The organism is Collinsella sp. wc0529 (genome assembly GCF_046116875.1).
Lineage (GTDB): Bacteria > Actinomycetota > Coriobacteriia > Coriobacteriales > Coriobacteriaceae > Collinsella.
The window spans coordinates 831,915-855,059 of record NZ_JBJXBO010000001.1; the positions used below are offsets into that span (position 1 = coordinate 831,915).

Here is a 23,145-nt window from a genome sequence, read left to right on the forward strand (position 1 = left end):
TGGGCTTAGTGCCTCATAAAGTGGTATTCGATCACATTGCTGTAGGGGTGACCCGGGCCCACAATGCCCTGTGGGAACAGCGGCTGGTGCGGCGTATCGGGGTACATCTCTGCCTCGAGGGCAAAGCCGGCGCCCCAACCATAGTTGGCATCGTCCTTGGCGTGCTCGTCGCCCAGCCAGTTGCCGGTGTAGAGCTGCACGCCAGGGGCGGTGGTGTAGTAGTCCAGCTCACGACCGGTCCACATCTCCTCGACGTGCATCGCGCGGCGCAGATTACGGCCGTACTGATAGCCATCGATGCACAGACAGTGATCGTAGCCACGGGCCTGCTTAATCTGCGGGTCGTCGGCTTCCATGCCAGGAGCGACGGGGCGCAGCTCACGGAAGTCAAACGGCGTGCCCTCGACCGGAGCGATCTCGCCGGTGGGGATATTCTGCTCGTTGATGGGCAGGTAGTGGGCGGCGTTAGCAACAAAGAAGTGCTCGCAGTCCATGCCGGCGTTATGACCGGCAAGGTTAAAGTATGTGTGGTTGGTCATGGACACGTAGGTGGCGCGGTCGCTCTCGCAACCGTACTCGATGCGGAAGACGCCGGTGCGCGTAACGGTAAACACGGCCGTAAAGATGCGGTTGCCGGGCAGGCCCAGCTCGCCATCCTTAAGCGAGGTGGTCATGTGCACGGCGTTATGGACCTCGTCGAGCTCAACATCCCACACGCGTTTATGCAGACCGTGCTCAAGATCGCTGTGCAGGTTGTTGGCGCCCTCGTTGGCGGGCATATGCCAGTCCGTGCCGTCGATGGTGATCGTGGCGCCCGCGGTGCGGTTTGCCACGGGGCCGATGGTCGCGCCAAAGCAGGCGGGGTTGTCAAAGTAATCCTCGAGCCTATCGAAGCCCAGCACCACATCGCGCACGTTGCCGGGGATGTCGGGCACATCAATACCCAGCACGGTGGCGCCATAGTCCATAATGCGAACGCAGATCTCGGGCCCGTTGAGGGTGTAACGATGAACGGGGGTACCGCACGGCGCGGTGCCGAAAAGCTCGGAAGTGATCATTTGGTTCCTAACATCGAGGTATTTCGGACAAACTGTAGCGCGAACAGGCGAGATTATCACTACACCCCACTAAAGCAGGGGGTATTTTTCTCAAAAAAGTGATGATTGGAGCTGTGCGGGCGTTCATTTCTGGCGCGCGCGAGTCTGATACAATTTGTTCGTTATTGTTTGAATGATATACGTGCAAAGAACGGCGAGGATTCATCGTGATTAAGGCAGAGCGACAGGATAAGGTTCGTCAGCTGCTCGAAGAGCAGGGCACGGTCTCGGTCAAGGAGATTTCGGATGCACTGGGCGTTTCGGACATGACGGTCCGTCGCGACCTTGAGGAGCTTGCGAGCCTAGGCGAGATCGAGCGCGTGCACGGCGGAGCCCGCAGTGCACAGGGCCGTCCCCACGCTATGCTGCGCCATGAGTACTCGCATAGTGAAAAGCGCTCCAAGCATGCCGAGGAAAAGCTGCAGATTGCGCGCCGCGCCGTGGAGCTTATCGAAGAGGGCTCGACCATCTTTTTGGGGACGGGCACCACGGTTGAGCAGATGGCCTCGATGCTGCCGGCGTTTCGTCTGCGCATCGTGACTAACTCGCTTTCGGTGTTTAGCCTGCTCGAGGCGAGCGAAGACTACGAACTGTGCCTGGTGGGCGGCATGTACCGCCGCCGCACTGCCGCCTTTGTGGGCCCCACGGCCGAGGACACCTTGCGCGCACTGGGGATCGACGCAGCCTTTATCGGCGCAAACGGCATTCTGGACGGCGACGTGTCCACGTCTAACATGGAAGAGGGCCGTATCCAGCAGCTCGCCTTTAGCAAGGCCGACTCGCGCTATCTGATCGCCGACTCCAGCAAGATCGGCAAGCGCGACTTCTACACCTTCTGTCGTCTGGACAGCCTGGACGCCGTGGTGTGCGAGCCGGGCATCGCCGCCGAAGATCGTGCCGCCATCGAGGAGCATACGCAGGTCATTTGCTAGCTAGCGCTACGGGATTGCCAACGGGCGATGCGGGAGGACTTTTACCTCCTGTCATTGTGGAAACCAGCGCGTCAGCGCTACGCGATATGACGCGCAAATGAGGACTCCGCTATCAAATTGTCTCAACCTGTGATATCTAGGCGGCCAAAAGCGAGTCAGATGTTACAGATCGAGATTTTTGGCTCGGCCTATTCCGTTTGTCTCGATCTGTAACAGCTAGGACCGAAAAATTCAGCTAGTTGTTACAGATTGAGATTGAGAGGATTGACCTGTGCATTCATCTCAATCTGTAACATCTAGACGTCCAAAACCGGTCTTAGTGTTACAGATTGAGACAATTCGGCGTGGTCTACCTTGTTTGTCTCGATCTGTAACGGTTAGGACTTAAAAACTCGGCTACGTGTTACAGATCGAGACAAAAGAAAAAGAACATTAGGACTTGAAAATAAAGTTTTGATAAGGGACCCGCCCAGTTAAGACGGTGCGGCAGACAATTGAGATTAGTTTGCCTCCGGAGTCGTAAGCATAATGAGTCAGTTCGATGACCGGAAGTTTTGCAACACCATAATTACTGGCTTCGGAATCGCTAAGCTGACGTGCTCTATAGCTTTCCCTAACAGATTGGATAGACTTGGACAAGTCGTCCATGATTCTGCTAAATGCCTGAAAATCTAACTGGTTATTCGGAACGCGCGACTTTGAAATGAAGAACGTATCAGCGCCTATGAAGCTGCCTTCAAGTTCGTAGGTCAATTCAAGACGCTGAATTTCATCGCGACTTTGACATCCAAATTGTTGGAGCATCATTACGGAAATTGGACGACCTGATGTGAGGCCGCCGAAATGTTTGGTGATGGCATCCGGATCAACGCCATCGCAATGGCTTGCAAAGTCAAAGTCTAAAAGTGAATTGAGCTCGCTAACGCGTTTCGGTGCAACAAACGATCCCTTACCTTGGATTCGATAGATACTTCCACGACGCTCCAGCTCACTCATGGCAAGTCGGACGGTTGTTCTGCTTACGGCGTATTCGTCGCAGAGTTCCATTTCTGTCGGAAGTTTATCGTCTGCTTGATATTCATCGACGATCTGCTTGAGCAGCGCGTCGGTGAGCTGTAAATAGAGTGGCCGTTTTTCGTGTGTATCGAGCATTAGAGCCTCAGTTTGCATGTTGGTTATACCTGATGGTTGCCTCAGTCGGGATGTAACGTGGGCAAGGTAACCTTAACGTATCACAGAGCGGCTCAGCATGACGATCTGATGCCTGTATCCACGAAGGGCTTGTCCGAGCGTGAAGATATTCTGGGGCAGGCAAATACCGTTCATGGAGTCCCCGATATGTTGGAGGTCAGCGCCGGCTGCTTTTGCTGCAAGGCCTATTTTCTTAATGGTCTCGCTGTCGCAGGAGTCTTGACTCGTCCCGTTCGCCGCCATGACGAGAACCTTCTCTTCAATTGACTTGCCTACGTTGTGGGATCGTACAAAGTCTACGATGGCGCGCAGGTCTGCTTCTTGGAAGCAAGGGACGGTGTAGGGGGCTGGCACGAGAAGGATATCGACGCCGAGGTCAACAAACTTGCGCGCAATTTCGAGCGTCATGACAGGTTCCGCAACGCCCGCTCCATGCATTTTTCCGGCTATGACCAGGCCATTGAAATGCTCTTTGGAGAGTTTAATCGAATGGGCGATTGCATCGTTGGAGACGCCGGTTCCAGGGTTGCCCGTCAGGCAGATAAAATCAAATCCGAGTTCGTTAGCCTTTTCTAAGGTCTTGGGAGAGACGCGACGACCCATGGGGATTTCCGTTCGGGATTCAGACATCTCTGCCTCGTTATCAACTGGCTCCAGATTGACGCCAATGGGCCTTCCGCATGCTCGCTTCACCCAAGTGACCGGGTTTTCATTGAGATCATCTGGAATACCGGCAATAACTGGATCGAACACATCGAGCGCGTTAAACAGAAGCAGGTCGGCACCTGCGGCACGTTCGATTTCTGCATTAGTAACGCCGCCGAGAAATTGGGAAGAGGGTACGTTTTCCGCCATGATGGTACGTCCCTCGGAAGCCAGAATTGCCTGTTTTAGATCCATGGATGACGTGGCGGCAAAATCGGATGCGGACATGTTCAGTAATCGTTTGGGCATTGTTACTTCCTTTGACTAGAACGACAGGCTTGTGACATTGTCTCTAATATTGTTACAACAATATATTCAATATGTTATATCCAATCGGTGAACGGTTGCAAGCTTATTGTATTGCTCGGAAAAAATAGCCTTTAGCTGGGAAAACATTATATTAATCAACTACCGTTCACCGAATAAGTATTTGAATTCTTGACATATCGACAAAGCGGAAAAAGAATTGGTTATGACAAATCGCGCAAATGATATTACATTTCGCACAAGAACGTATTCACTTACATAAGTGGATACAAACGGGGACGACGACGGTTGAGTCCGGATAAATCGTTGTGTGCCCGGGAATCATGAAAGGATGTGTTATGGACGCTATCGTCAAATTCCTTGAAAAACACCAGCCCCTCTTCGACAAAATCTCGAGGAACATTTATCTGGTGGCGATTAAGGATGGCTTTCTCTCGAATATGCCAATTGTGCTGTTCTCGAGCTTGTTCCTTCTTCTTTCGACGCTCCCTGCCTATGTAGGCATCACGCTTCCGTCTGAGGTGCTGGATTTCTTCAATAAAATCTATGCATATACCATGGGACTTCTTGGCATTATGGTGGCCGGCACCACGGCGAGCTCACTTGCCATGTCGATGAACCGTCGCATGCCTTCGGGTAAATCTCTCAACCCCACCTCGTGCATGGTTTGTGCCATGTGCGGCATGCTCTTGCTATCGGTGACGAACGATGTTGTCTCGATTGGCGGAGCAGATACATCTGTTTTTGAAACCGGCTATATGGGAACCAAGGGTTTTCTCGCTGCGTTCGTAGCCGCATTCTTGACTGTTAATATCTATAAGGTGTGCATTAGCCATAATGTGACGATCAAGCTTCCCAAAGAGGTCCCTGGCTCTATTGCGCAGAGTTTTCGCGATATCTTTGCATTTGGGTTTTCGATCCTTGCGTGCGCTTTTATCGATCTTGCGAGCCGCAAGCTGCTTGCTGTGCCGTTCGCCAATTTGGTATCCGCTCTCATCTCGCCGCTGTTCTCCGCGGTCGACACCTATCCTGGCATGGCGCTTATCGAAGGCGCGGTCGCGCTTTTCCAATTTATGGGTATCCACGGTGCTTCGGTTGTCATGAGTCCGATCAATGCTGCGCTCTACGGCAATACCGTTACCAATCTTGAGGTTTTCCAAGCAGGTGGACACCCGTCAATTGCTCTCACGCAGGACTTTACAAGCTTCATCGGCGGTCTGGGCGGTTCTGGCTGCACGTTCATCGTTCCTATTATCCTGATCATGTTTATGCGCTCCAAGCAGCTTAAAGCCATGGGCAAGGCATCGATTATCCCGGTGATTTTTGGAGTTAACGAGCCCGTTATCTTCGGTATGCCGATTGTTCTCAATCCCTATATGTTCGTGCCCTTCCTAGTGGCTCCTATGGTCAACGCCATTATCGGTAAATTTTTCATTGACGTCATTGGAATGAACGCCCCCATGTATACCATGCCGTGGGCGCTTCCCGGCCCAATTGGTGCGTTCCTCACCACGGGTCTCGATCTGCGTTCTCTCGTATTGATGGCAGTGCTGTTGGTCGTTGACTTTGTGATTTACTATCCGTTCTGCAAGGCGTATGACCATCAGCTTTGTTTGGAAGAGTCTGCAAAGGAGACTGCAGGAAACTCGGATGCAGATGCTATTGCCGCACAGGAAAATGTCGCAAAAGCTCTCGAGGCGGTAAAGGACAAGGCGGAGCAGATCCGCGTGCTTGTGCTTTGCCAAGGTGCCGGCACTTCGACTCTCTTGGCAAATGCTCTTCGCGAAGGTGCCGCTGCTAAGGGTATCGATCTGGTTTCTCAGTCCGGTGCGTACGGAAGCCACTATGAGACGATGGATCAGTACAACGTGATTGTTCTGGCGCCCCAGGCACGCATGTACTATGACGCTATGAAGGCCGATACCGATCGCCTTGGAATTAAACTGCTCACCACAAGGGGCAAGGAGTATATCGACCTTACCAACGATCCCGAAGGTGCAATTGACTGGATCGTTCAGGAGCTGGCCAAATAGTGGATGCACTTCGTCGTTGATTCGTCGGTGTATGGTACGGCCCCGCAGCTTATTGAGCTGCGGGGCCGTATTTCGTTGAGTATCTAATTGAGACAATGAGCGCAACCGTCGTGAGATCGCATTGGCGCTCTCCGAGTCACCGACAAACTGCCTTCCATCTATGTGACCAATTCGCTTTCGGTCTTTAACCTGCTCGAGGCGCGCGAGGGCTGCGACCTGTGCCTGGTGGGCGGCATGTACCGTCGCCGCACCGCCGCCTTTGTGGGCCCCATGGCCGAGGATGCCCTGCGTGCGCTGGGCATTGACGCGGCGTTTATCGGTGCCAACGGCATCTTGGACGGTGACGTATCTACGTCCAATATGGACGAGGGCCGCATCCAGCAGCTCGCCTTTAGCAAGGCCGATACGCGCTACCTCATCGCCGACTCCAGCAAGATCGGCGGGCGATACTTCTGCCCATTACAGTCTGAAATAGGTCATCGATAAATTTCGATGGCGAGCATTCGGCGCATTGCCTACGATACGGGCAAGCCCCGAGGGGCCGCCGATCGGGCGCCTCCGGATGGCCGTCTGCCCCTGCCCCGTAGAGGGCCCGGGGGGTGTTGCCACCGGGGGCGCTCGCCGCTCCGGACGACTGATAGGAAACTGCCGGGCGCAAGCGCCACGGCCAGGTAATGTGGGTGTCGCGGGGAGGGGTTCCGATCGGCCTACCGATTGGAGGATACCACCGTGGCACCAATTAGAATGTCGGAAGCCGTCATCGGGCTCGATGTCGGGAAATCGTCCCACTGGGCATGCGTCGCGACTCGAGACGGCGAGGTGCTGTTGAGCACCCCCGTCGCGAACAGGGAGGACGACCTGGACTCGCTGTTCGGCCGCTTCCCCGATGCGCTCGTGGTCGTCGACCAGTCGCGCAACATAGGCGCCCTCGCGCTCGCCCGCGCCAGGGCGGCCGGGATGTCGGCGGCGTACCTGCCGGGACTCGCGGCGCACGGGGCCGCCAGGCTCTTCGCCGGCGACGCCAAGACCGACGAGCGAGACGCGATGGTCATCGCGAAGACGGCGCTTGGCATCCCCGACGCGCTCCTGCCGGTCGGAGACCCAGGTCCGACGATTGCGGCGGCGAGGGCGCTGGCCGCCCAGAGGAACTTCCTGACCTGCGAGAACACTAGGAATAAGAACCGGCTGCGCAGCATCCTGCTGGAATCGTGCCCCGCCTTCGAGGCACTGGTCGACCTGTCCGACGGGCCCCAGCTGAGGCTCATGGCATCCCTCGGCGGGGCCTGGTCGGTAGCCGACGCCGGGCCCCGCAGGGCGGCGGCGCTCACGCGTGGGGCGGCGCGCGGTAAGATCGAGGCCCTCGTCCGCTCGACAACCTCCTCGACAAGGCCGGATGCGTCGGTCGTCGCCGCCGAGGACCGGGCGGTGAAACTGCTCGCGCGCAGGATATCCGAGAACTCGGCGGAGATCGAGGCGATCACGGCGGAGATCTCCGCCCTGCTCGAGGGCGACGATACCTACCGATGCCTCCTGACGGTGCCGGGCATCGGGCCCAAAACCGCTTCCGAGCTTGCGATCTCCATCGACATCGAAGACTTCCCCAGTCACGACAGGCTCGCGTCGTACTGCGGCCTGGCGCCGCGCAACCGCCAGTCGGGAACCTCGATCTCCTCGGTGACGGCATCGCGCCAAGGCAACAAGAGGCTGAAGAACCTGCTCATATTCTCATGTAACTGCCTCACCCGGACAGAGGGGAGATGGGGCGACTACTACACCAGGTGCCGAGAGCGGGGCATGTCGCACGGCAAGGCGCTCAAGGCGCTGGCGCGAAAGAGACTGAAGGTCATCTACGCGGTCATGCGAGACAGGGTGCCTTACGCAGCCTAGCCGAAACGCACCGAGCAGACTGAAGCCCACCGGCCTAATGGCTTGGCGTCAGCATGCCGCGATTCGGTCGCACGAAGAGCATTTCCCAGTTGACAAAACTATAGGAACACCCCCCTGCCAGCGCGGGGTTACCGCTTCACAATGACGCGCAAATAACTTTGGGCAACAAGGATGAGGCTATTCTGAGATATGACTAGACTCCGTATCTCGTCTTTATGTCCCTTGAGAATGAATCGTAGTCTTCATAGAGCCCTTCTCTGCTTTCATCCTCGGCGTGGTTTACACGTTCAAGGAGCTTATCCTTTGAAGCCTCTTTTGTTATTGCGGCCTCGCCATCGGGTATTGTGGCTTGCAAGAATAGTTCTAGAGCATGGACGTCTTTGAGTATGTAGCCCGTCGAACGACCCGCTCCTGTTTTTTCGATTGCGCTGCAACTAACAAGCTGGCCGAGGGTTCGTTTAACGGTTACCTCGCTGATATCGGGGCAGCTGGACCGGATGTCGGATTTCTTAATGACGCCGGGTCTCTGTTGAAATAGAACAGCGATGCGCGCTTGCTTCGACATGGGACGAGTGCTTGATTCAATTAAGGTACGCTGCTCGAGCTGTCGGTAGGCGGCCAGGGTTGTTCCGAGCATGAAACGGATAAAGGGTACTTCGGTGTTTTGATTTTCATTCCATCCAGTGGAGCTTGCAGCGAGGGCGTTGTAGTAAAGCGCTTTGTTGTCTTCAATAAGTCGTTCGATGCTGATGTAACGCGCAACATCGTATCCAGTCTTTTCGAGCAGCAGCGTTGTAAGGAGCCGGCTCATCCTGCCATTGCCATCGTTGAAGGGATGAATGCTAACAAAATCGAAGATAAAGCGGAGCGATATAAGGAGGGGATCGCAAACTTGGCGAGATAAAGCATCGTTGAGGGACTGGCAGGCTTCTTTAATAAGTCCCGGGGTTGCTAGAGCCGAAGGGGGCCTAAAGCGCACAAATCGATTACCTTGATCGTCAATGGAGACGATTTCGTTATCGCCATCTTTCCAATGGCCTCCATACGAGATTGCCGTGTGCGCCATGAGGTCACGATGCAACTGCAGAATGACCGATGGCGTTACGGGAATGGAATCGTGTTGCTCGTGAATAAGCGACAGCACATCTCGGTATCCAGCGATTTCTTCCTCTGCGCGGGAGCTTGGCTTGGCGGAATACGCCATGATCGCTTTGAGTCTTTTTTGGGTGGTAACAATTCCTTCAAGTCCGTTGGAGGATCGGGTGCTTTGGATCTTAGCCTCCTCCATTAGGGACGATAGAAGCTCGGGTTTGACTTGACTCAGAGCAAGCTGACGGCCTTTATGCTCGCGTATCGAGAGGAGGAGGTTGGTGATTGGAGTTGCTTCGAGTTCCGCTGGGACTGTGGTGTAATCGAACTGGCGCATGCGGCTCCTTTCGGTATCACGAACATACTTTCGATATCATAATACCATTAAATGATACCGAAAGTATGTTCGTGATACCGAAAACTGGAAACCATGGTTCATAACTGCTTGGAAAGTTCGGATTTGACTATCTTATTGTCTTGATCTGTAACAGTTAGACGGTTAAAAGTGGGCTACGTGTTACAGATTGAGATCTTTCAGCCCTGGTCGCCCGTTCGTCTAAATCTATAACAGTTAGGATTGAAAATCCCTGCTAGATGTTACAGATCGAGATAAACGGTCCGCACGGGCTCACCAAAAACAAAAAGACCGCATGCGAACCCGTGGAGGGATTCGCATGCGGCCGACAGGGGGTATGCGGCAAAAGTTAGGCCATAAGCAGGCCGGTCTCCGCGACGTTCTTGTACCAGTACGCGCTCGCCTTGGGATAGCGCTTCTGGGTCTCAAAGTCGATGTAGAACAGGCCATAACGCTTGTTGTAGCCGTTGGTCCAGGAGAACTGGTCCTGCAGCGACCACACAAAGTAACCGTCGACGTTTACGCCGCCGTCGATTGCCTTGAGGATCCACGCGAGATGCTGACGCATGTAGTCGATACGAGGGGCGTCATCGATAAAGCCATCCTCGAAGTCGTCCTTATAGCCCATGCCGTTCTCGGTGATGTAGATCTTCTTGTAGTTGGGGTAATCGTTCTTAATGCGGAGCAGCAGGTCGTACAGGCCCTCGGGATAGATGATCCAGTCCCAATCGGTGGTGGGTACGCCTTCGCGCACGCACGACTCGCCCACGCCCTTGAGGAACCAGCGCGAGGAGCCCTTGTCGCCGGTGCCATTGTGGTTGATGTCGTTTTCGCCCTCGGCGGCACGCAGGAACTGGCACTTGTAGGTGTTGACGCCCAGGCAATCGTTGTAGGGGAGCGCGGCGGTCAGCGCGGCGATGTCCTCGTCGCGGACGTCGAGCTCGCCGCCGGCGATATGGGCCAGCTTGGTTGCGGCTTCCATGGTGTCGGCTGCATAGTGGCCGCGGAAGGTGGCGTCGAGCACCCAGCGGTTGTTGATGACGTCGGCCATGCGGGCGGCCTCGCAGTCGGCAGCGCTGTTGGGATCGAGGGGATACTTGGGCTCCAGGTTCTGGACAATGCCGATCTCGCCCTCAAAGCCGCCCTCATGGAAGGCGACGACAGCCTTGGCGTGGGCCACCATCATGTTGTGCATAAGCTGGAAGGCCTTGTCCAGGCGATACTTCTCGCCGTGCGGCCAGTTGCCGACGATAAAGCTGCCCTCGGCGGTCGCGGGAATCTCGTTAAAGGTAAACCAGTGCTTGACCTCGGTGAACTCGGCAAAGCAGAACTTGGCGTACTCGACAAAGGCGTCGATCGTCGTGCGCGTCAGGAAGCCCTCGCCGCCGTTCTGGTAAAAGGCCTCGGGCGTATCGAAGTGATCGAGCGTGACATAGGGGATAACGCCGGCTTTATTGCAGGTGGCAAAGAGCTCGTGATAGAAGGCGACACCCTCGGGGTTAATCTCGCCAGTACCGTTGGGGAAGATGCGGCTCCAAGCGATGGAGACGCGGATACCGTTGATGCCGAAGCGCTGGCACAGGTCGATATCGACCGGGTACTTGTTGTAGAAATCGCTTGCGGGATCGGGGGAGAAGCGACCCTGAGCTGCCAGGAAATCGTCCCAGGGCACTTTGCCCTTGCCGTGCGTGCGGGTCTCGCCCTCAACCTGGTAAGCGGCGGTGGCGCCGCCAAACACAAAGCCGTCGGGGAACTGCATGGGGTTGGTCATGAGTCATCCTTTCTGTGGGATACGAATAGGGAGAGGTGCCCAAACTGGGGGTCCGGGCACCAACAGAGGGAGGAACTAGTCGAGGTTCTCGCGGAGCCACTTGATGGCGCCGGCGGGGTCGCGAGTAAGGTCGATATATTCCTTACCGCGCGGGGCGAGCAGCTTAATGCCCAGGCGATCGGTGTCGGCCTTCATGTCGTTGTAATAGCTGCGTACCTGCGGGGCGAGCACGATGACGTCGTACTGATCCATGATGGCAGTGTGTTGGCCATAAGCGCCTGCGGAGGAAGCAATATTCTCTCCGGTCTGTGCAGCACCTTCCTTGATGGCGTTGGCAAGCATGGCAGAGGTGCCGGCGCCGGCGCACAGGACGAGGACCTTCAGGCCATCGACGTCCTTCTTAGCGGATGCGTCGGCGGCGGGCTCGGGCTGATCGGCGACAGGCTTGCTGTCGGCGGCGACAACGGTCGTCTCGACGGAAGCGGTAGTCTGCTCGACAGCGGGCGCAGAGGCGTTGGCGGCAATGGCAGCGGCACCGTTGGACTCGAGACCCAGCTCGGCGGCGCGCTCGGCCTCCTGGTCGCAGAGCAGCTTATCGTATGCCTTCAAGAACGGCAGGTAGATGATGGCGTCCAGCAAGATGATGATCGCGACAAATACCAGGGCGATAAGCTGGAAGTTTGTGGTGATGAAGATGCCGATGGGGGCAGGGGTAGCCCAAGGCACCACGAAGGAGAAGCCGTTCATGCCCACATTGTCGATAAAGAACTTGGCAACACTCACGTTGACGCAGCCGGCGGCAACAAAGGGGATGAGCATGTAGGGGTTAAGGATCATCGGCGCGCCAAAGAGCAACGGTTCGTTGACGGCGAAGGCAACAGGAACAATCGAGGCCTTACCGACGGCTTTGAGCTGCTTGGACTTCATAAAGAGAATCAGCAGGAGCGGCACGATGAACGTCGCGCCGGTGCCGCCGAACTCACCCACGAGCGACATGTTAAAGGTGAGGGAGTGGGCGGGGTGACCACCGGCCAGCAGAACCTGCAGGTTCTCGGCCTGGTTGGCAAGACGGATGGGGTCGATGCCCGGCTGGACAATCGAAGGACCATGGACACCGATGAACCAGAAGAATGCGGTGGCTGCCTGAATAAGGATGAGTCCGGGGTAGGTCTCTGCTGCAGTGAAGAGCGGGGAGAGCAGTTTGATAAGCAGCTCGGAGAACGGAACGCCCATGAGGTTGCGCACGACGACATCGATGATGCCGCAGATGATGACGGCGCCGCCAAAGGGGATGATGTCGCGGAAGTTCTGAGCGATGGCGCCCGGGACCTCCTTGGGCAGCTTAATGGTCAGATCGCGCGAGACGCAGAACTTATAAACCCACACGGTAATGAACGCGGCGATATAGGCCGAGAACAGACCGCGCGTACCCATGCTGGTGCAATCGAAGACCGAAAGCTCGGAGCCGTTGAACTTGGTGGTGAACTGCGTAACAGCGAGCAGCAGCATGCTGCACTGGGCGGCCACCATGGTGGAGCCGTCGTTGAGCACCTTGCCGGCGGGCATGCGACGGTTCATGGAAGCCGTGAAGTTCTTGGCGGTGGTGCCGGCAACCATGATGCCCATAACGCCCATGGTGAAGTTGTACAGCTTGTTGCACCAGTCGATGAGCGGCTGGGGCAGCGTGATGCCAACGACGCCAGGGAGGGTGGCGATTAGCAGGAAGATCGAAGAGGTGAGGACAATGGGCATGCACCCAAGGAATCCGTCCTTGATGGCCTGGAGGTAGATATTCCTCGAGATCTTCTCAAAGAACGGTTGATGCTTTTCGAGCATCTTTACGATGGCGTCCATAGAGCTCCTTTGCTGCTTGATGCGCGATGCATGTGGATGGAACTGGTCGTCGATGGATGGTCAGGACTGCCCGGAAACCTTCCTGTTTAAGGAAGGCATTGCGAAATGACAACGTTGTCATTTCGTTAATGACAACGTAAGACATTTTTGGAAGAGCAACAAGGATATACGGGTGAGTGGTCGATATTGTCCGGTAAACGGTTGATTTATCAGTCAGGCAGGTAGTGTATGCTAGAACGCAAAAAGCAAGCGATGCAAAACCGACTGGAGAAGCAGTGGCAACGATGGACAAGAAAAACGTCTCGATGAACGATGTGGCAGTTGCCGCGGGCGTTTCTCTCAAGACGGTTTCGCGTGTGATCAACGAGCCCGATAGCGTGCGAGAGTCGACACGCGATAAGGTCCATTCCGCAATGGAGGCACTCGGGTTTCGAACTAACTTTGCCGCGCGTTCGCTCAAGTTGGGCCGTTACGGGTGCATCGGCGTCGTGCTGTTTCACTTGTCGGGTGGTGCCGTGGACATGATTGACGGTATCGCCGATGCCGCCGAGGAACGCGGCTTTGCGCTCACGATGATTAAGAAGCGCGCAGGGGAGAAGATGACCCTTGCCGATGCGGCGCGCAGGATGTCGCAGCTGCCTGTTGATGGCATGATCTTCAACCTGCGTCAGATGGTCGATGACTTTGATACCTTTGAGGCACCGAAGGACCTCAAGACGGTGATTATCACACCGATGGAACATCCTACCTGCTCCACCGTCAGTGACGACCAAGAGGGCGGCGCGCGCATGGCGTGCGAGTACTTCTTGGATCATGGTCACAAGAACGTGTATTTCGTTTCGGGTAAGAAAGAGTCGCTATCGAGCCAGTGCCGTATGAAAGGTTGGCGCTCGGCACTCGAGGCGCGTGGCATTGAGCCGCCTGAGCCTCTGCAAGGCGATTGGAATGCGGATAGTGGCTACGCCGCGGGCCTTGTGCTTGCCGATAAGCCCGATTGCACGGCGGTCCTCGCTGCTAACGACTGCATGGCAAACGGCGTGATGATGGCTCTACGCGACAAAGGGCTTAGCGTGCCCGACGACGTGTCCGTGATCGGTTTCGACGATGAGCTTTACAAGACGATTCCCAACTCGATTCTGACGTCGGTGAAGTTTCGCCACCGCGAGCTGGGCATCCGTGCGCTTAACGAGGTCGTCGCAGGTCTGGAAGCCCCGAGCTCCAGAAGCCGTACGCTCGTCTCGGGCGTGCTGGTCGAGCGTTCCAGCGTGAAGGACCTGCGGGCGTAGACGTGCTCGGCCTGCTCGTCTAAATCTGTAACAGGTGGGACCCGAAAACTCGACTAGATGTTACAGATTTAGACAATTCGGCCCGGCTTATTCTGTTTGTCTCGATCTGTAACATCTAAGCGGTCAAAAGCGGTCTACATGTTACAGATTGAGATTTTTGGCTTGGCCTGTGCGTTCACCTCGATCTGTAACAGCTGGGACCCAAAAACTCGGCTAGATGTTACAGATTAAGATGAACAGGAGGACGGGTGCGGTCTAAACAAAATGGCCCGCGCATCACACATCGATGCACGGGCCATTTATTGTCTGCAAGCGGCAGGTGGTGTCAGCGTCTTATGCCTCGAGGTTTTCCTCGATCCAGGCGACGGCACCCTTGGGATCCTTAGTGAGGTCGATGTACTGTTTGCCCTTGGGCGACAGCAGCGTGATGCCCAGGCGGTCGGTGTCGGCCTTCATCTCGTTGTAATAGGTGCGAACCTGCGGAGCCAGGACGATGACGTTGTACTGGTCCATGATGGCGTAGTGGCTGCCGTAGGCACCGGCGTTGGCGGTAATGTCGATGCCCAGCTCGTCGGCGCCTTCCTTAAGCGCGTTGGCGAGCAGTGCAGAGGTGCCGGCGCCAGCGCACAGAACCAGAACCCTCAGATCCTTGCCCTTAAGGGCGGACGGAGCTGCGGAGGCCTCAGTGGCAGAAGCGGTCTCGACAACAGGAGCCTCAACGGCGGGGGCGGCAGCGGTCTTGACGGCCTTGGTCTCCTCGGCCTCTTCTTCGGCCAGGGTCTCGGCCTCCTGCTTGCACAGGACGTTGTCGTAGGCCTTGCAGAACGGGTAGTAGATCAAGAAGTCAACGACCAGCAGGACGACAACCAGGACCAGAGAGATCGGCTGGAAGTTGGTGTCGATGAAGGTGCCGATCGGTCCGGGGAGTGCCCACGGCATGGCATAGATAAAGCCGTTCATGCCCAAAAAGTCGATGAAGAACTTACCAATGAGGACGTTGGCCACGGGGGCAAACAGGAACGGGATCAGGAAGTACGGGTTGAGGATGATGGGCGCGGCGAACAGCAGCGGCTCGTTGACGGCGAACATCACGGGCACGACAGAGGCTTTGCCGACGGCCTTGAGCTGCTTGGAGCGCATAAAGAGCAGGAAGATGATCGGGACAATGAACGTGGCGCCGGTGCCGCCGAGTTCGCCGATGTAGTTACCGAAGTTTTCGGTCAGGGCGAGGGCGGGGTGACCGCCGGCCTGCAGCGTGGCGAGGTTGGTGGTGATGTTGCCAAACAGCGCGGCGTTGAGGGCAGGCTTAACGACCGAGGGGCCGTGGATGCCCATGAACCAGAACAGCGGGATCATGAACCAGATGAGGGCGAGGCCGGCGTAGGAATCGGCAGCGGCGAACAGCGGGCTCACCAGCGTGGAGATGACGTTGGCAAACGGGACGGCCAAGCAGGTGCGGCAGATAACGTCGATGACGGCGACAAACAGGATGGAGAAGCTGAAGGCGAAGATGTCGCGGAAGTTCTGGGCGATGGCGCCGGGGACTTCTTTGGGCAGCTTGATGGTGATGTCTCGCTTAATGCAGAAGGCATAGATGTTGACCGTGGCAAATGCGGCGACAAAGGAGCTCAGCAGGCCCTTGGTGCCCATGTTGTCGGTAAAGAACACCGAGACATCGGCGCCGTCGATCTTGGCACTCGTCTGGGTAACGGCCAAGATGAGCATAGCGCACATGGCGGCGACCATGGTGCTCGTGGCGTTGATGGCCTTGCCGGCAGGCATGCGGCGGTTCTTGGAGCCGGTCAGCGCGCTTGCGGTGGTGCCGGCGACCATGATGCCCACGACGCCCATCGTGAAGTTGTAAACCTTGTTGCAGAAGTTCACGACGTCGACGTTCCACCAGTCGGGCAGCGTAAAGCCGCCGACCGTGGCGACAACGCCCGGCAGGGTCGAAATAAGCAGGAAGACAGAAGAAGACAGGATAATGGGCATTGCTGCCAAAAAGCCGTCTTTAATGGCCTGAAGGTAGATGTTCTTAGAGACCTTGTCGAAGTACGGCTGACCTTTCTCCAAGAACTTAACGATCGATTCCATAGTTCACGCTCCTCTTTGCATGAAATCTTAATGGCATGGACGTTGAAAACCTATATGGTCTCCCGCTTGCTAAAAGCCCGGGTGCAGGCGGGGCCGGTCCCAGGGGGAGAGAGGGGAGCGGCTGGGTTTGTATCGCATAGGGCCGCTCCCTTCTCGGGGGAAAGCGAGGCGATGCGCTACTGCGCGTCCGCCATAGTGTCGGCGAGCTCCTTGTACCAGAGTGCCGACTGCTTGATGTAGCGTTTTTGCGTGTCGAAGTCGATGTAGAACAGGCCGTAGCGCTTGTTATAGCCATTGGCCCACGAGAACTGGTCCTGCAGGCTCCAGATAAAGTAGCCCTGGACGTCGACGCCCTCGGCGCGCGCCTGGAGCACCTTCTCCATGTGCTGGTCGACAAAGTCGATGCGCTCGGGATCGGCGACGATGCCGTTTGCGTCGGGCTCGGGGTCCTTGTGGCCCAGGCCGTTTTCGGTGATATAGATGACGGGGAGGTTGGGATAGGTGGCGCTGATGTGCTTGAGCGTGTCGTAGAGGCCTTGCGGGTAGATGAGCCAATCCCAGTCGGTGGTGGGGATACCCGGCATATCGACCTGCTGCCCGACGCCCTTAAACTTAAAGCACGAGGTGCCCTTGTCTCCGGTGCCGTTAAAGCTGTTGGTTGACTCGCCATCGTAGGCGGCGATAAACGCCGACTGATAGTAGTTGAGGCCGAACATATCGTTGCGGGGCGCCGCCTTGGCGAGCTCCTCCATGTCGCTGTCCTCAACCGTAAGTGTGGCGTTGTTGGCACGCAGAATCTCGTTGATGAGTGAGAGGGTGCGCGCGGAGTAGTGACCCAGGAAGGCGCCGTCCATGATGAAGTCGGTGTAGAAGGCGTTGTACAGGTCGGCGGCGTGCTGGTCGGCGGGCGAGTCGGTGGCAGGATATGCCGGCGTCAGGACGTTGACCATGCCAATGCGTCCGCCCAGGTGCTCGGTCTCGTCAAGATCCTTATACAGGTTGACGGCGCGGGCGTGGGCAACGAGCTCGTTGTGCTGGCTCTGGATGCCGCTCGTCACATCAAAGTGATGGTTGGGCGGGAAGTTGCCTTGGATGTATTGGGAGTGCGAGAGGCTGATGAGCTCGTTGATGGTGAACCAATTCTTGACCTCGCGGAACTCGCGGAAGCAGAACTCGGCATAGCGCACATAGGCGTCGACGGTCTTGCGGTTGAGCCAGTCGCCCTGGTTGAACAGGGCGGCGGGGGAGTCAAAGTGATGCAGGGACACATAGGGCTCGACGCCATACTTTTTGCAGCAGGCGAACAGCTCGTGGTAGTGCTTAACGCCCTCGGCGAGGGGTTCGGCATCGTCGCCGTTGGGGAAGATGCGGGTCCAGGCGATGGACACACGAATGGCGTTGAGTCCATGCTCGGCAGAAAGGCGGATATCCTCCTCGTAGCGGTTGTAGAAATCACTGGCCGGGTCGGGCAAAAAGCGACCCTGGGCGACAAGGTAATCGTCCCACATGGTCTTACCCTTGCCTGCCACCTTCGTGGAACCTTCCGTTTGGTACGCGGCGGTTGCGGCGCCCCAAACAAAGCCCTTCGGCAGCTGCTGTACGCGGTTTAGCAAAGACATATGCATACACCCTCTCGTCTCGCTGTTCGATATTGTGCGTTTGCGCTCAGGAGGCTCCCTGGTTAGCGTTCAGCGGTGAAAAAGCCCGATAAACACTATCTTAAAATGATTAGAAACAAAATGAGCACGTGAACATTTGACAATGAGCACGTTAACATCCGGCTGGGATGTATAGAAACAAAACAACTTCAAACAGCCGCGAACGGTTGTATTTGTTCGGTAAGCGGTTTTGATTGACAGAAGTTTTCATGTTGTGGTATATGGCTCGGGTATCATGAGCACGTTATCAATGTATGTACGATGCGCCATGGGCGCGGGGAATAGTTGGGAAGCAGGTTAGCGTGGAAGGCATGGATCAGCAGACAAGGAATGGTCGTTCGGCGAGCGCGGCAGAGGTTGCGGCGCTCGCTGGCGTGAGCCGCCAGACTGTGTCTCGCGTGGTCAACGGTATGCCCAACGTGACGGAAAAGACGCGCAAGCGTGTGCTGGCCGCCATGGAAGAGCTGGGCTTTCGTCCCAATTTTGCTGGAGCGGCGTTGCGCGGCGGGTCGTATCGTTCTATTGGCCTGTGCATGTACAACATCACACGTGTCGGTAACCTGGCGACGCTCGAGGGTATCATGCAAGCGGCGCGCGAGCACGATTTTGCCGTCACTATGATCGAGATGGGCGGCGACAAGCCCTATGCACTTGCCGATGCCTCGCGCCGCATGGTCGAGCGACCCGTCGACGGCATGATTCTCAACATGAACCGCATGGCTCCCGATTTTGAGGAGTTTGTTCCCCAGCCGGGAGTGCGAACGGTCATCCTGTCCATGTATGCGCATCCGCGCTGCACGACGATCGACTCCGACCAGTATGGTTCGTGCGAGCTGTTGACCAATTATCTGCTGGAACATGGTCACTCGAATATGCGGTTTGTGGCGGGTCCGGAAAACTCGATTTCCTCGCGTTTTCGTGAGGCCGGTTGGCGCGATACGCTGGGTCGTGCTCATGTCGATGCCGCTCCGATGCTGCGTGGCGATTGGAGTGCGGACAGTGGGTACGCCATGGGCGAGCGGATTGCGGCCGAGGTGCTTGCCGGCGGGTCGCAGGCGCCGACTGCCGTGCTTGCGGCAAATGACCAGATGGCGCTGGGCGTTATCGCCGCGCTCGAGAACGCGGGCCTGTCCGTGCCCGACGACGTGAGCGTGGTTGGTATCGACGACGCACTCGAGGGACTTGTTCCTCACAATCGACTGACGACGCTGCGATTTGATTTGCGCGGTGTCGGTAAGCTTGCGTTTGAGGCGGCGATTGGAGAGAGCTCGTCTATCGAGGCGATTCATGTGCCGAGTACGCTGGTCGAACGCTCGACTGTTAGGGACATACGGGGTTAGGTCCTACTCCGTTTGTCTCGATTTGTAACAGGTAGACGGTCAAAAGCGGGCTACGTGTTACAGATTTAGATTCTTCGGAAAGAGCAATCCTGTTCGTCTCAATCTGTAACAGCTAGGACCAAAAAACTCGGCTAGATGTTACAGATCGAGACAAACGGCTCCCGACCAGCCCAAAAACAAAAAGACCGGGGGCGGCGCGCCGTGTGACGTGCCGCCCCCGGCTGAGAAATGGGGACAGGTTGTGTGAGCGGGCAACCCCGCCAGCCACTAGTCCAGACGACGGGTCTGCGCCACGTGCTTGTACCAGTAGGCGCTTGCCTTGGGCGTGCGCTTCTGGGTTTCAAAGTCAACGTAAAAGAAGCCGTAACGCTTGTTGTAGCCATTGGTCCAGGAGAACTGATCCTGCAGGCTCCACAGGAAGTAGCCGCCCACGTTGACGCCCACCTCCATGGCCTTGAGCAGCCAACGCAGGTGCTGCTCGATGTAGTCGATGCGCGGCTGGTCGTCCACAAAACCGTCCTTGTAGGGGTCCTTGTAGCCCATGCCGTTCTCGGTGATGAAAATCTGCTTGTAGTTGGGGTAGCGCTGCTTAATGTAGACGAGCAGATCGAACAGGCCCTCGGGATAGATGATCCAGTCCCAGTCGGTGGTGGGGATGCCAGGCTTGTTCACATGCTCGCCAATACCCTTAACGCGCCAGCGGCCAGTGCCCTTCTCGCCCGTACCGTTGTGGTGCAGGTCGTTCTCGCCGTCGTAAGCCTTCAAGAAGCGGCACTGGTAGTTGTTAACGCCCAGGTAGTCGTTGTAGAGCGCGGCCTCGCGCATGATTTCCAGATCCTCGTCTAGGATCTCGATGGTGCCGCCCGAGACGGCAGCCAGGCGGTTGGCGCACTCGAGGGTGTCGGGCGCATAGTCGCCGCGGAAGGTGGCGTCGAGCAAGAACTGGTTTTGCAGCACGTGCTCGTTGTTGGCGGCTTTGATGTCGGCGGGGTCGTTCTCGTTGAGCGGGTACTTAAACTCCAGCGACTGGATGACGCCGATTTTGCCCTTAAAGCCGCCGTTGTGGAAGGCCAGCACGGCCTTGGCGTGGGCGAGCATCATGTTGTGCTCGCACTGGAAGGCCTCGGCCAGATGCGCCTTGACGCCACCGGGGAAGGTGCCCTCGATGTAGGTGTTGGAGGCGTCGGCCCAGATCTCGTTAAAGGTGAACCAGTAGGTCACCTGGTCGGCGTACTCCTTAAAGCAGAAGGTGGCAAAGTCCACAAAGGCGTCGATGGTCTCGCGGTTGAGGAAGTCGCCCTTCTCAAAGAGGGGAAGCGGCGTGTCAAAGTGATGCAGCGTGACGAACGGCTCAACGTGGTGCTTGTGGCACTCGGCGAAGAGATCGTGGTAGAACTGGACGCCCTCGGGGTTGATTTCGCCGGTGCCGTTGGGGAAGATGCGGCTCCAGGCGATGGAGAGGCGAATGCCGTTGATGCCGAACTCCTCGCACAGCTCCAGGTCGACGGGGTACTGGTTGTAGAAGTCCGAAGCGGGATCGGGGGAGAAGCGCCCCTGGGCCTCCAGAAAGTCGTCCCAGGCAACCTTGCCCTTACCGTGAGTGCGGGTCTCGCCCTCTACCTGGTAGGCAGCGGTGGCGCCGCCAAAGACAAAGTCCTCGGGAAACTGCGCGGGCGGGTTGGTGACGCTAGCAGGATTAACGGACATGATGATCCAATCGTCTAAATCGAAGGGCCAGCCGGTCTTGGATGGTCGGCTGGCCCTGGGCGTTACTTACTTCGAAAGTTGCTCACTCACGAAGGCGAGAGACTTGTCGCCGTTCTGGGAGAGCTCGATGTACTGCTTGCCACGGCAGGCGACGCACTTGTTGCCCACGCGCTCACAGTCCTTCTGCAGGTCGGCCAGGTAGCTTGCGGCCTGCGGGGCCAGGACGACCAGGTCAAAGTCGGGGAGCATGTCCACGTGGTTGCCATAGGCCTCGGCAGCGGTCTCAAGATTGATGCCGCGCTCCTTGGCGGCCTTGGCCAGCGCGTTAGCGAGCAGGCCCGAGGTACCGCCACCCTGGCAGAGCACGAGCACGCGCTTGCCGTTGAGGTCGCTGGCGGTCGTTGCCCCGGCAGCGGGTGCTGCAGAAGCGGCGGGGGCGTCAGCCTTCACGGCCTCGGCGGCAGCGCCGGCAGCAACGCTCTTGGCGTCAGCCTTGCCCTGGAAGGCATCGTTGAGCTTGGCGGCCTTCTCGGCGTTCTTGGCGGCGAGCTCCTCCTGGGAGATCTCGGCCTCCTCGGCGCACTTCTGGGCGTCATAGGCACGGAAGAACGGATAGTACAGAACGAAGTCGACGACCAGGATAAGGGCGAGCATCACAAAGGCGAGCGGCTGGAAGCCCAGGCCCATGATGGTGCCGATGGGGCCGGGGACGGTCCAGGGCAGGGTGTACATAAAGCCGTTCATGCCCAAGAAGTCGATAAAGATCTTGAGGATCCAGATGTTGGCGATCGGGGCAAAGACGAACGGGACAAAGAAGACGGGGTTGAGCACGATGGGCGCGGCGAACAGCAGCGGCTCGTTGACGGCAAAGCACACGGGGACGATAGCTGCCTTACCGACGGCGCGCATCTCCTGAGACTTGGCCAGGAAGCAGAACATAAAGACCAGGACGAGCGTGGCGCCGGTGCCGCCCATGCAGACGACGAAGTACTGGGCACCCTGGGTCAGGACAGCGGAAGCGTGCTGGCCGGCCTGGAACGCAGCCAGGTTGTCGGTCATGTTGGCAACGAGAGCGGCGGCGATGGCGGGCTCGACGATCGAGGGGCCGTGGACGCCCACGAACCAGAACAGGCTCATGGCGCCGTAGATCACAGCGAGGCCGATGTAGCCATCAGCAGCGGTGAACAGGGGCTGGAACACCTGGATGACGCCTTGGGCAAAGCAGAAGCCAAAAGCAGCGCGGAAGACGATGTCAAAAACCCAAAAGACGGTGATGCAGACGGAGAAGGGGATGATGTCCTTGAAGGTCTGCGAGATGTTGGGCGGAACCTGCTCGGGCATCTTGACGGTGATGTTGCGCTTAATGAAGAACTTGTAGATGATGCCGGTCACAAACGCAGCGATGAAAGCGGTCAGCAGGCCCTTGGAACCAAGGTAGGTGGTGTTGAAGCCGCTGACAGCGTCCGTGGCGATGGTATCGCTCGAAAGGAGCAAGAAGCCGATGATGGCCGCGCACATGCACGAGATGAAGTTGATCTGGTTGTTCTTGGGCAGATCGCGGTTCTGAGCGTCGGCGAAGTGCTTGGCCGTGGTGGCGGCGCAGGCGATGGCCAGGATGCCCATGGAGTAGTTGTAGCACTTCCACAGGGCGTTGTTGATGTCATCGGGCCAGTAGAAACCCCAGATGTTGGGGACCGAGGCTACCAGGCAGAAGATGGACGAGAAGATGATGATGGGGATGACGGAGATAAAGCCGTCGCGGATCGCCTTGAGGTACTTGTTGCGGGCGATCGCGTTGAAAAAGGGCTGGCCCTTTTCGATGATGGCGATGAGTTGCTCCATGCAATGCTCCTAAGAGTCGGTGGGTTAGCAACGATGG

General features: G+C 57.2%; 16 protein-coding genes. 6 read left to right on the forward strand and 10 right to left on the reverse strand.

Translation table 11 applies throughout. The features are described from left to right. Window positions 1-5 precede the first annotated feature (5 nt). Complete coding sequence (locus ACKUTP_RS03535; RefSeq protein WP_409063557.1) at window positions 6-1,058, reverse strand: aldose epimerase family protein; 1,053 nt, start codon at window positions 1,056-1,058, stop codon at window positions 6-8. A gap of 206 nt (window positions 1,059-1,264) precedes the next feature. On the opposite strand from ACKUTP_RS03535, the gene ACKUTP_RS03540 reads away from it, so the two are divergent. Further along, window positions 1,265-2,029, forward strand: a complete 765-nt coding sequence (locus ACKUTP_RS03540) for a DeoR/GlpR family DNA-binding transcription regulator (RefSeq protein ID WP_409063558.1) — start codon at window positions 1,265-1,267, stop codon at window positions 2,027-2,029. A gap of 432 nt (window positions 2,030-2,461) precedes the next feature. Here the strand turns inward: ACKUTP_RS03540 and ACKUTP_RS03545 are convergent, their stop codons facing one another. Then, entirely contained in the window at window positions 2,462-3,199 is a 738-nt protein-coding gene (locus tag ACKUTP_RS03545) for a GntR family transcriptional regulator (protein WP_250787243.1), read from the reverse strand. 54 nt (window positions 3,200-3,253) lie between these two features. Next, on the reverse strand, window positions 3,254-4,153 hold the full coding sequence (locus tag ACKUTP_RS03550; RefSeq protein WP_229077205.1) for a haloacid dehalogenase-like hydrolase: 900 nt from the start codon (window positions 4,151-4,153) through the stop codon (window positions 3,254-3,256). 377 nt (window positions 4,154-4,530) lie between these two features. Between ACKUTP_RS03550 and ACKUTP_RS03555 the strand changes: the two genes are divergently transcribed. The 3 genes from ACKUTP_RS03555 (at window position 4,531) to ACKUTP_RS03565 (ending at window position 8,112) form a co-directional block, all read left to right on the forward strand. Continuing rightward, complete coding sequence (locus ACKUTP_RS03555; RefSeq protein ID WP_055310563.1) at window positions 4,531-6,225, forward strand: PTS lactose transporter subunit IIBC; 1,695 nt, start codon at window positions 4,531-4,533, stop codon at window positions 6,223-6,225. Between the two features lie 162 nt (window positions 6,226-6,387). After that, window positions 6,388-6,711, forward strand: coding sequence for a hypothetical protein (locus ACKUTP_RS03560; RefSeq protein WP_409063559.1), 324 nt, complete (start codon window positions 6,388-6,390; stop codon window positions 6,709-6,711). 243 nt (window positions 6,712-6,954) lie between these two features. Next, complete coding sequence (locus tag ACKUTP_RS03565) at window positions 6,955-8,112, forward strand: IS110 family transposase (RefSeq protein WP_409063376.1); 1,158 nt, start codon at window positions 6,955-6,957, stop codon at window positions 8,110-8,112. Between the two features lie 193 nt (window positions 8,113-8,305). Here ACKUTP_RS03565 and ACKUTP_RS03570 read toward each other — a convergent pair whose 3' ends face one another. From ACKUTP_RS03570 to ACKUTP_RS03580, 3 genes are all read right to left on the reverse strand, one after another. Beyond that, complete coding sequence (locus tag ACKUTP_RS03570) at window positions 8,306-9,538, reverse strand: Fic family protein (RefSeq protein ID WP_409063560.1); 1,233 nt, start codon at window positions 9,536-9,538, stop codon at window positions 8,306-8,308. 367 nt (window positions 9,539-9,905) lie between these two features. After that, window positions 9,906-11,327 (reverse strand): 6-phospho-beta-galactosidase, encoded by a 1,422-nt coding sequence (gene lacG / locus ACKUTP_RS03575; RefSeq protein ID WP_229058862.1) that lies wholly within the window; start codon window positions 11,325-11,327, stop codon window positions 9,906-9,908. Between the two features lie 75 nt (window positions 11,328-11,402). Beyond that, window positions 11,403-13,181, reverse strand: a complete 1,779-nt coding sequence (locus ACKUTP_RS03580) for a PTS lactose transporter subunit IIBC (protein WP_409063561.1) — start codon at window positions 13,179-13,181, stop codon at window positions 11,403-11,405. 284 nt (window positions 13,182-13,465) lie between these two features. Here ACKUTP_RS03580 and ACKUTP_RS03585 point away from each other — a divergent pair, with 284 nt between their 5' ends. Continuing rightward, window positions 13,466-14,467: a LacI family DNA-binding transcriptional regulator gene (locus tag ACKUTP_RS03585; RefSeq protein ID WP_409063562.1), complete on the forward strand. Its 1,002-nt coding sequence runs from the start codon at window positions 13,466-13,468 to the stop codon at window positions 14,465-14,467. Between the two features lie 333 nt (window positions 14,468-14,800). Here ACKUTP_RS03585 and ACKUTP_RS03590 read toward each other — a convergent pair whose 3' ends face one another. Together ACKUTP_RS03590 and lacG (ACKUTP_RS03595) are read right to left on the reverse strand one after the other, a co-directional pair. Continuing rightward, a complete protein-coding gene (locus ACKUTP_RS03590; protein ID WP_022094682.1) occupies window positions 14,801-16,561 on the reverse strand; it encodes a PTS lactose transporter subunit IIBC in 1,761 nt (586 codons plus the stop codon). Window positions 16,562-16,737: 176 nt separating this feature from the next. Then, window positions 16,738-18,186, reverse strand: a complete 1,449-nt coding sequence (gene lacG / locus ACKUTP_RS03595) for a 6-phospho-beta-galactosidase (protein ID WP_006234822.1) — start codon at window positions 18,184-18,186, stop codon at window positions 16,738-16,740. Window positions 18,187-18,530: 344 nt separating this feature from the next. Here lacG (ACKUTP_RS03595) and ACKUTP_RS03600 point away from each other — a divergent pair, with 344 nt between their 5' ends. Continuing rightward, window positions 18,531-19,559, forward strand: coding sequence for a LacI family DNA-binding transcriptional regulator (locus tag ACKUTP_RS03600; protein ID WP_040358938.1), 1,029 nt, complete (start codon window positions 18,531-18,533; stop codon window positions 19,557-19,559). A 267-nt stretch (window positions 19,560-19,826) separates the two neighbouring features. Here ACKUTP_RS03600 and lacG (ACKUTP_RS03605) read toward each other — a convergent pair whose 3' ends face one another. Both lacG (ACKUTP_RS03605) and ACKUTP_RS03610 read right to left on the reverse strand, forming a co-directional pair. Further along, the gene (gene lacG, locus ACKUTP_RS03605; protein WP_022094685.1) at window positions 19,827-21,266 is read right to left on the reverse strand and encodes a 6-phospho-beta-galactosidase; all 1,440 of its coding nucleotides are present in this window, start codon (window positions 21,264-21,266) and stop codon (window positions 19,827-19,829) included. A 66-nt stretch (window positions 21,267-21,332) separates the two neighbouring features. Beyond that, window positions 21,333-23,108: a lactose/cellobiose PTS transporter subunit IIB gene (locus ACKUTP_RS03610; RefSeq protein WP_409063563.1), complete on the reverse strand. Its 1,776-nt coding sequence runs from the start codon at window positions 23,106-23,108 to the stop codon at window positions 21,333-21,335. Between the last annotated feature and the right edge of the window lie 37 nt (window positions 23,109-23,145).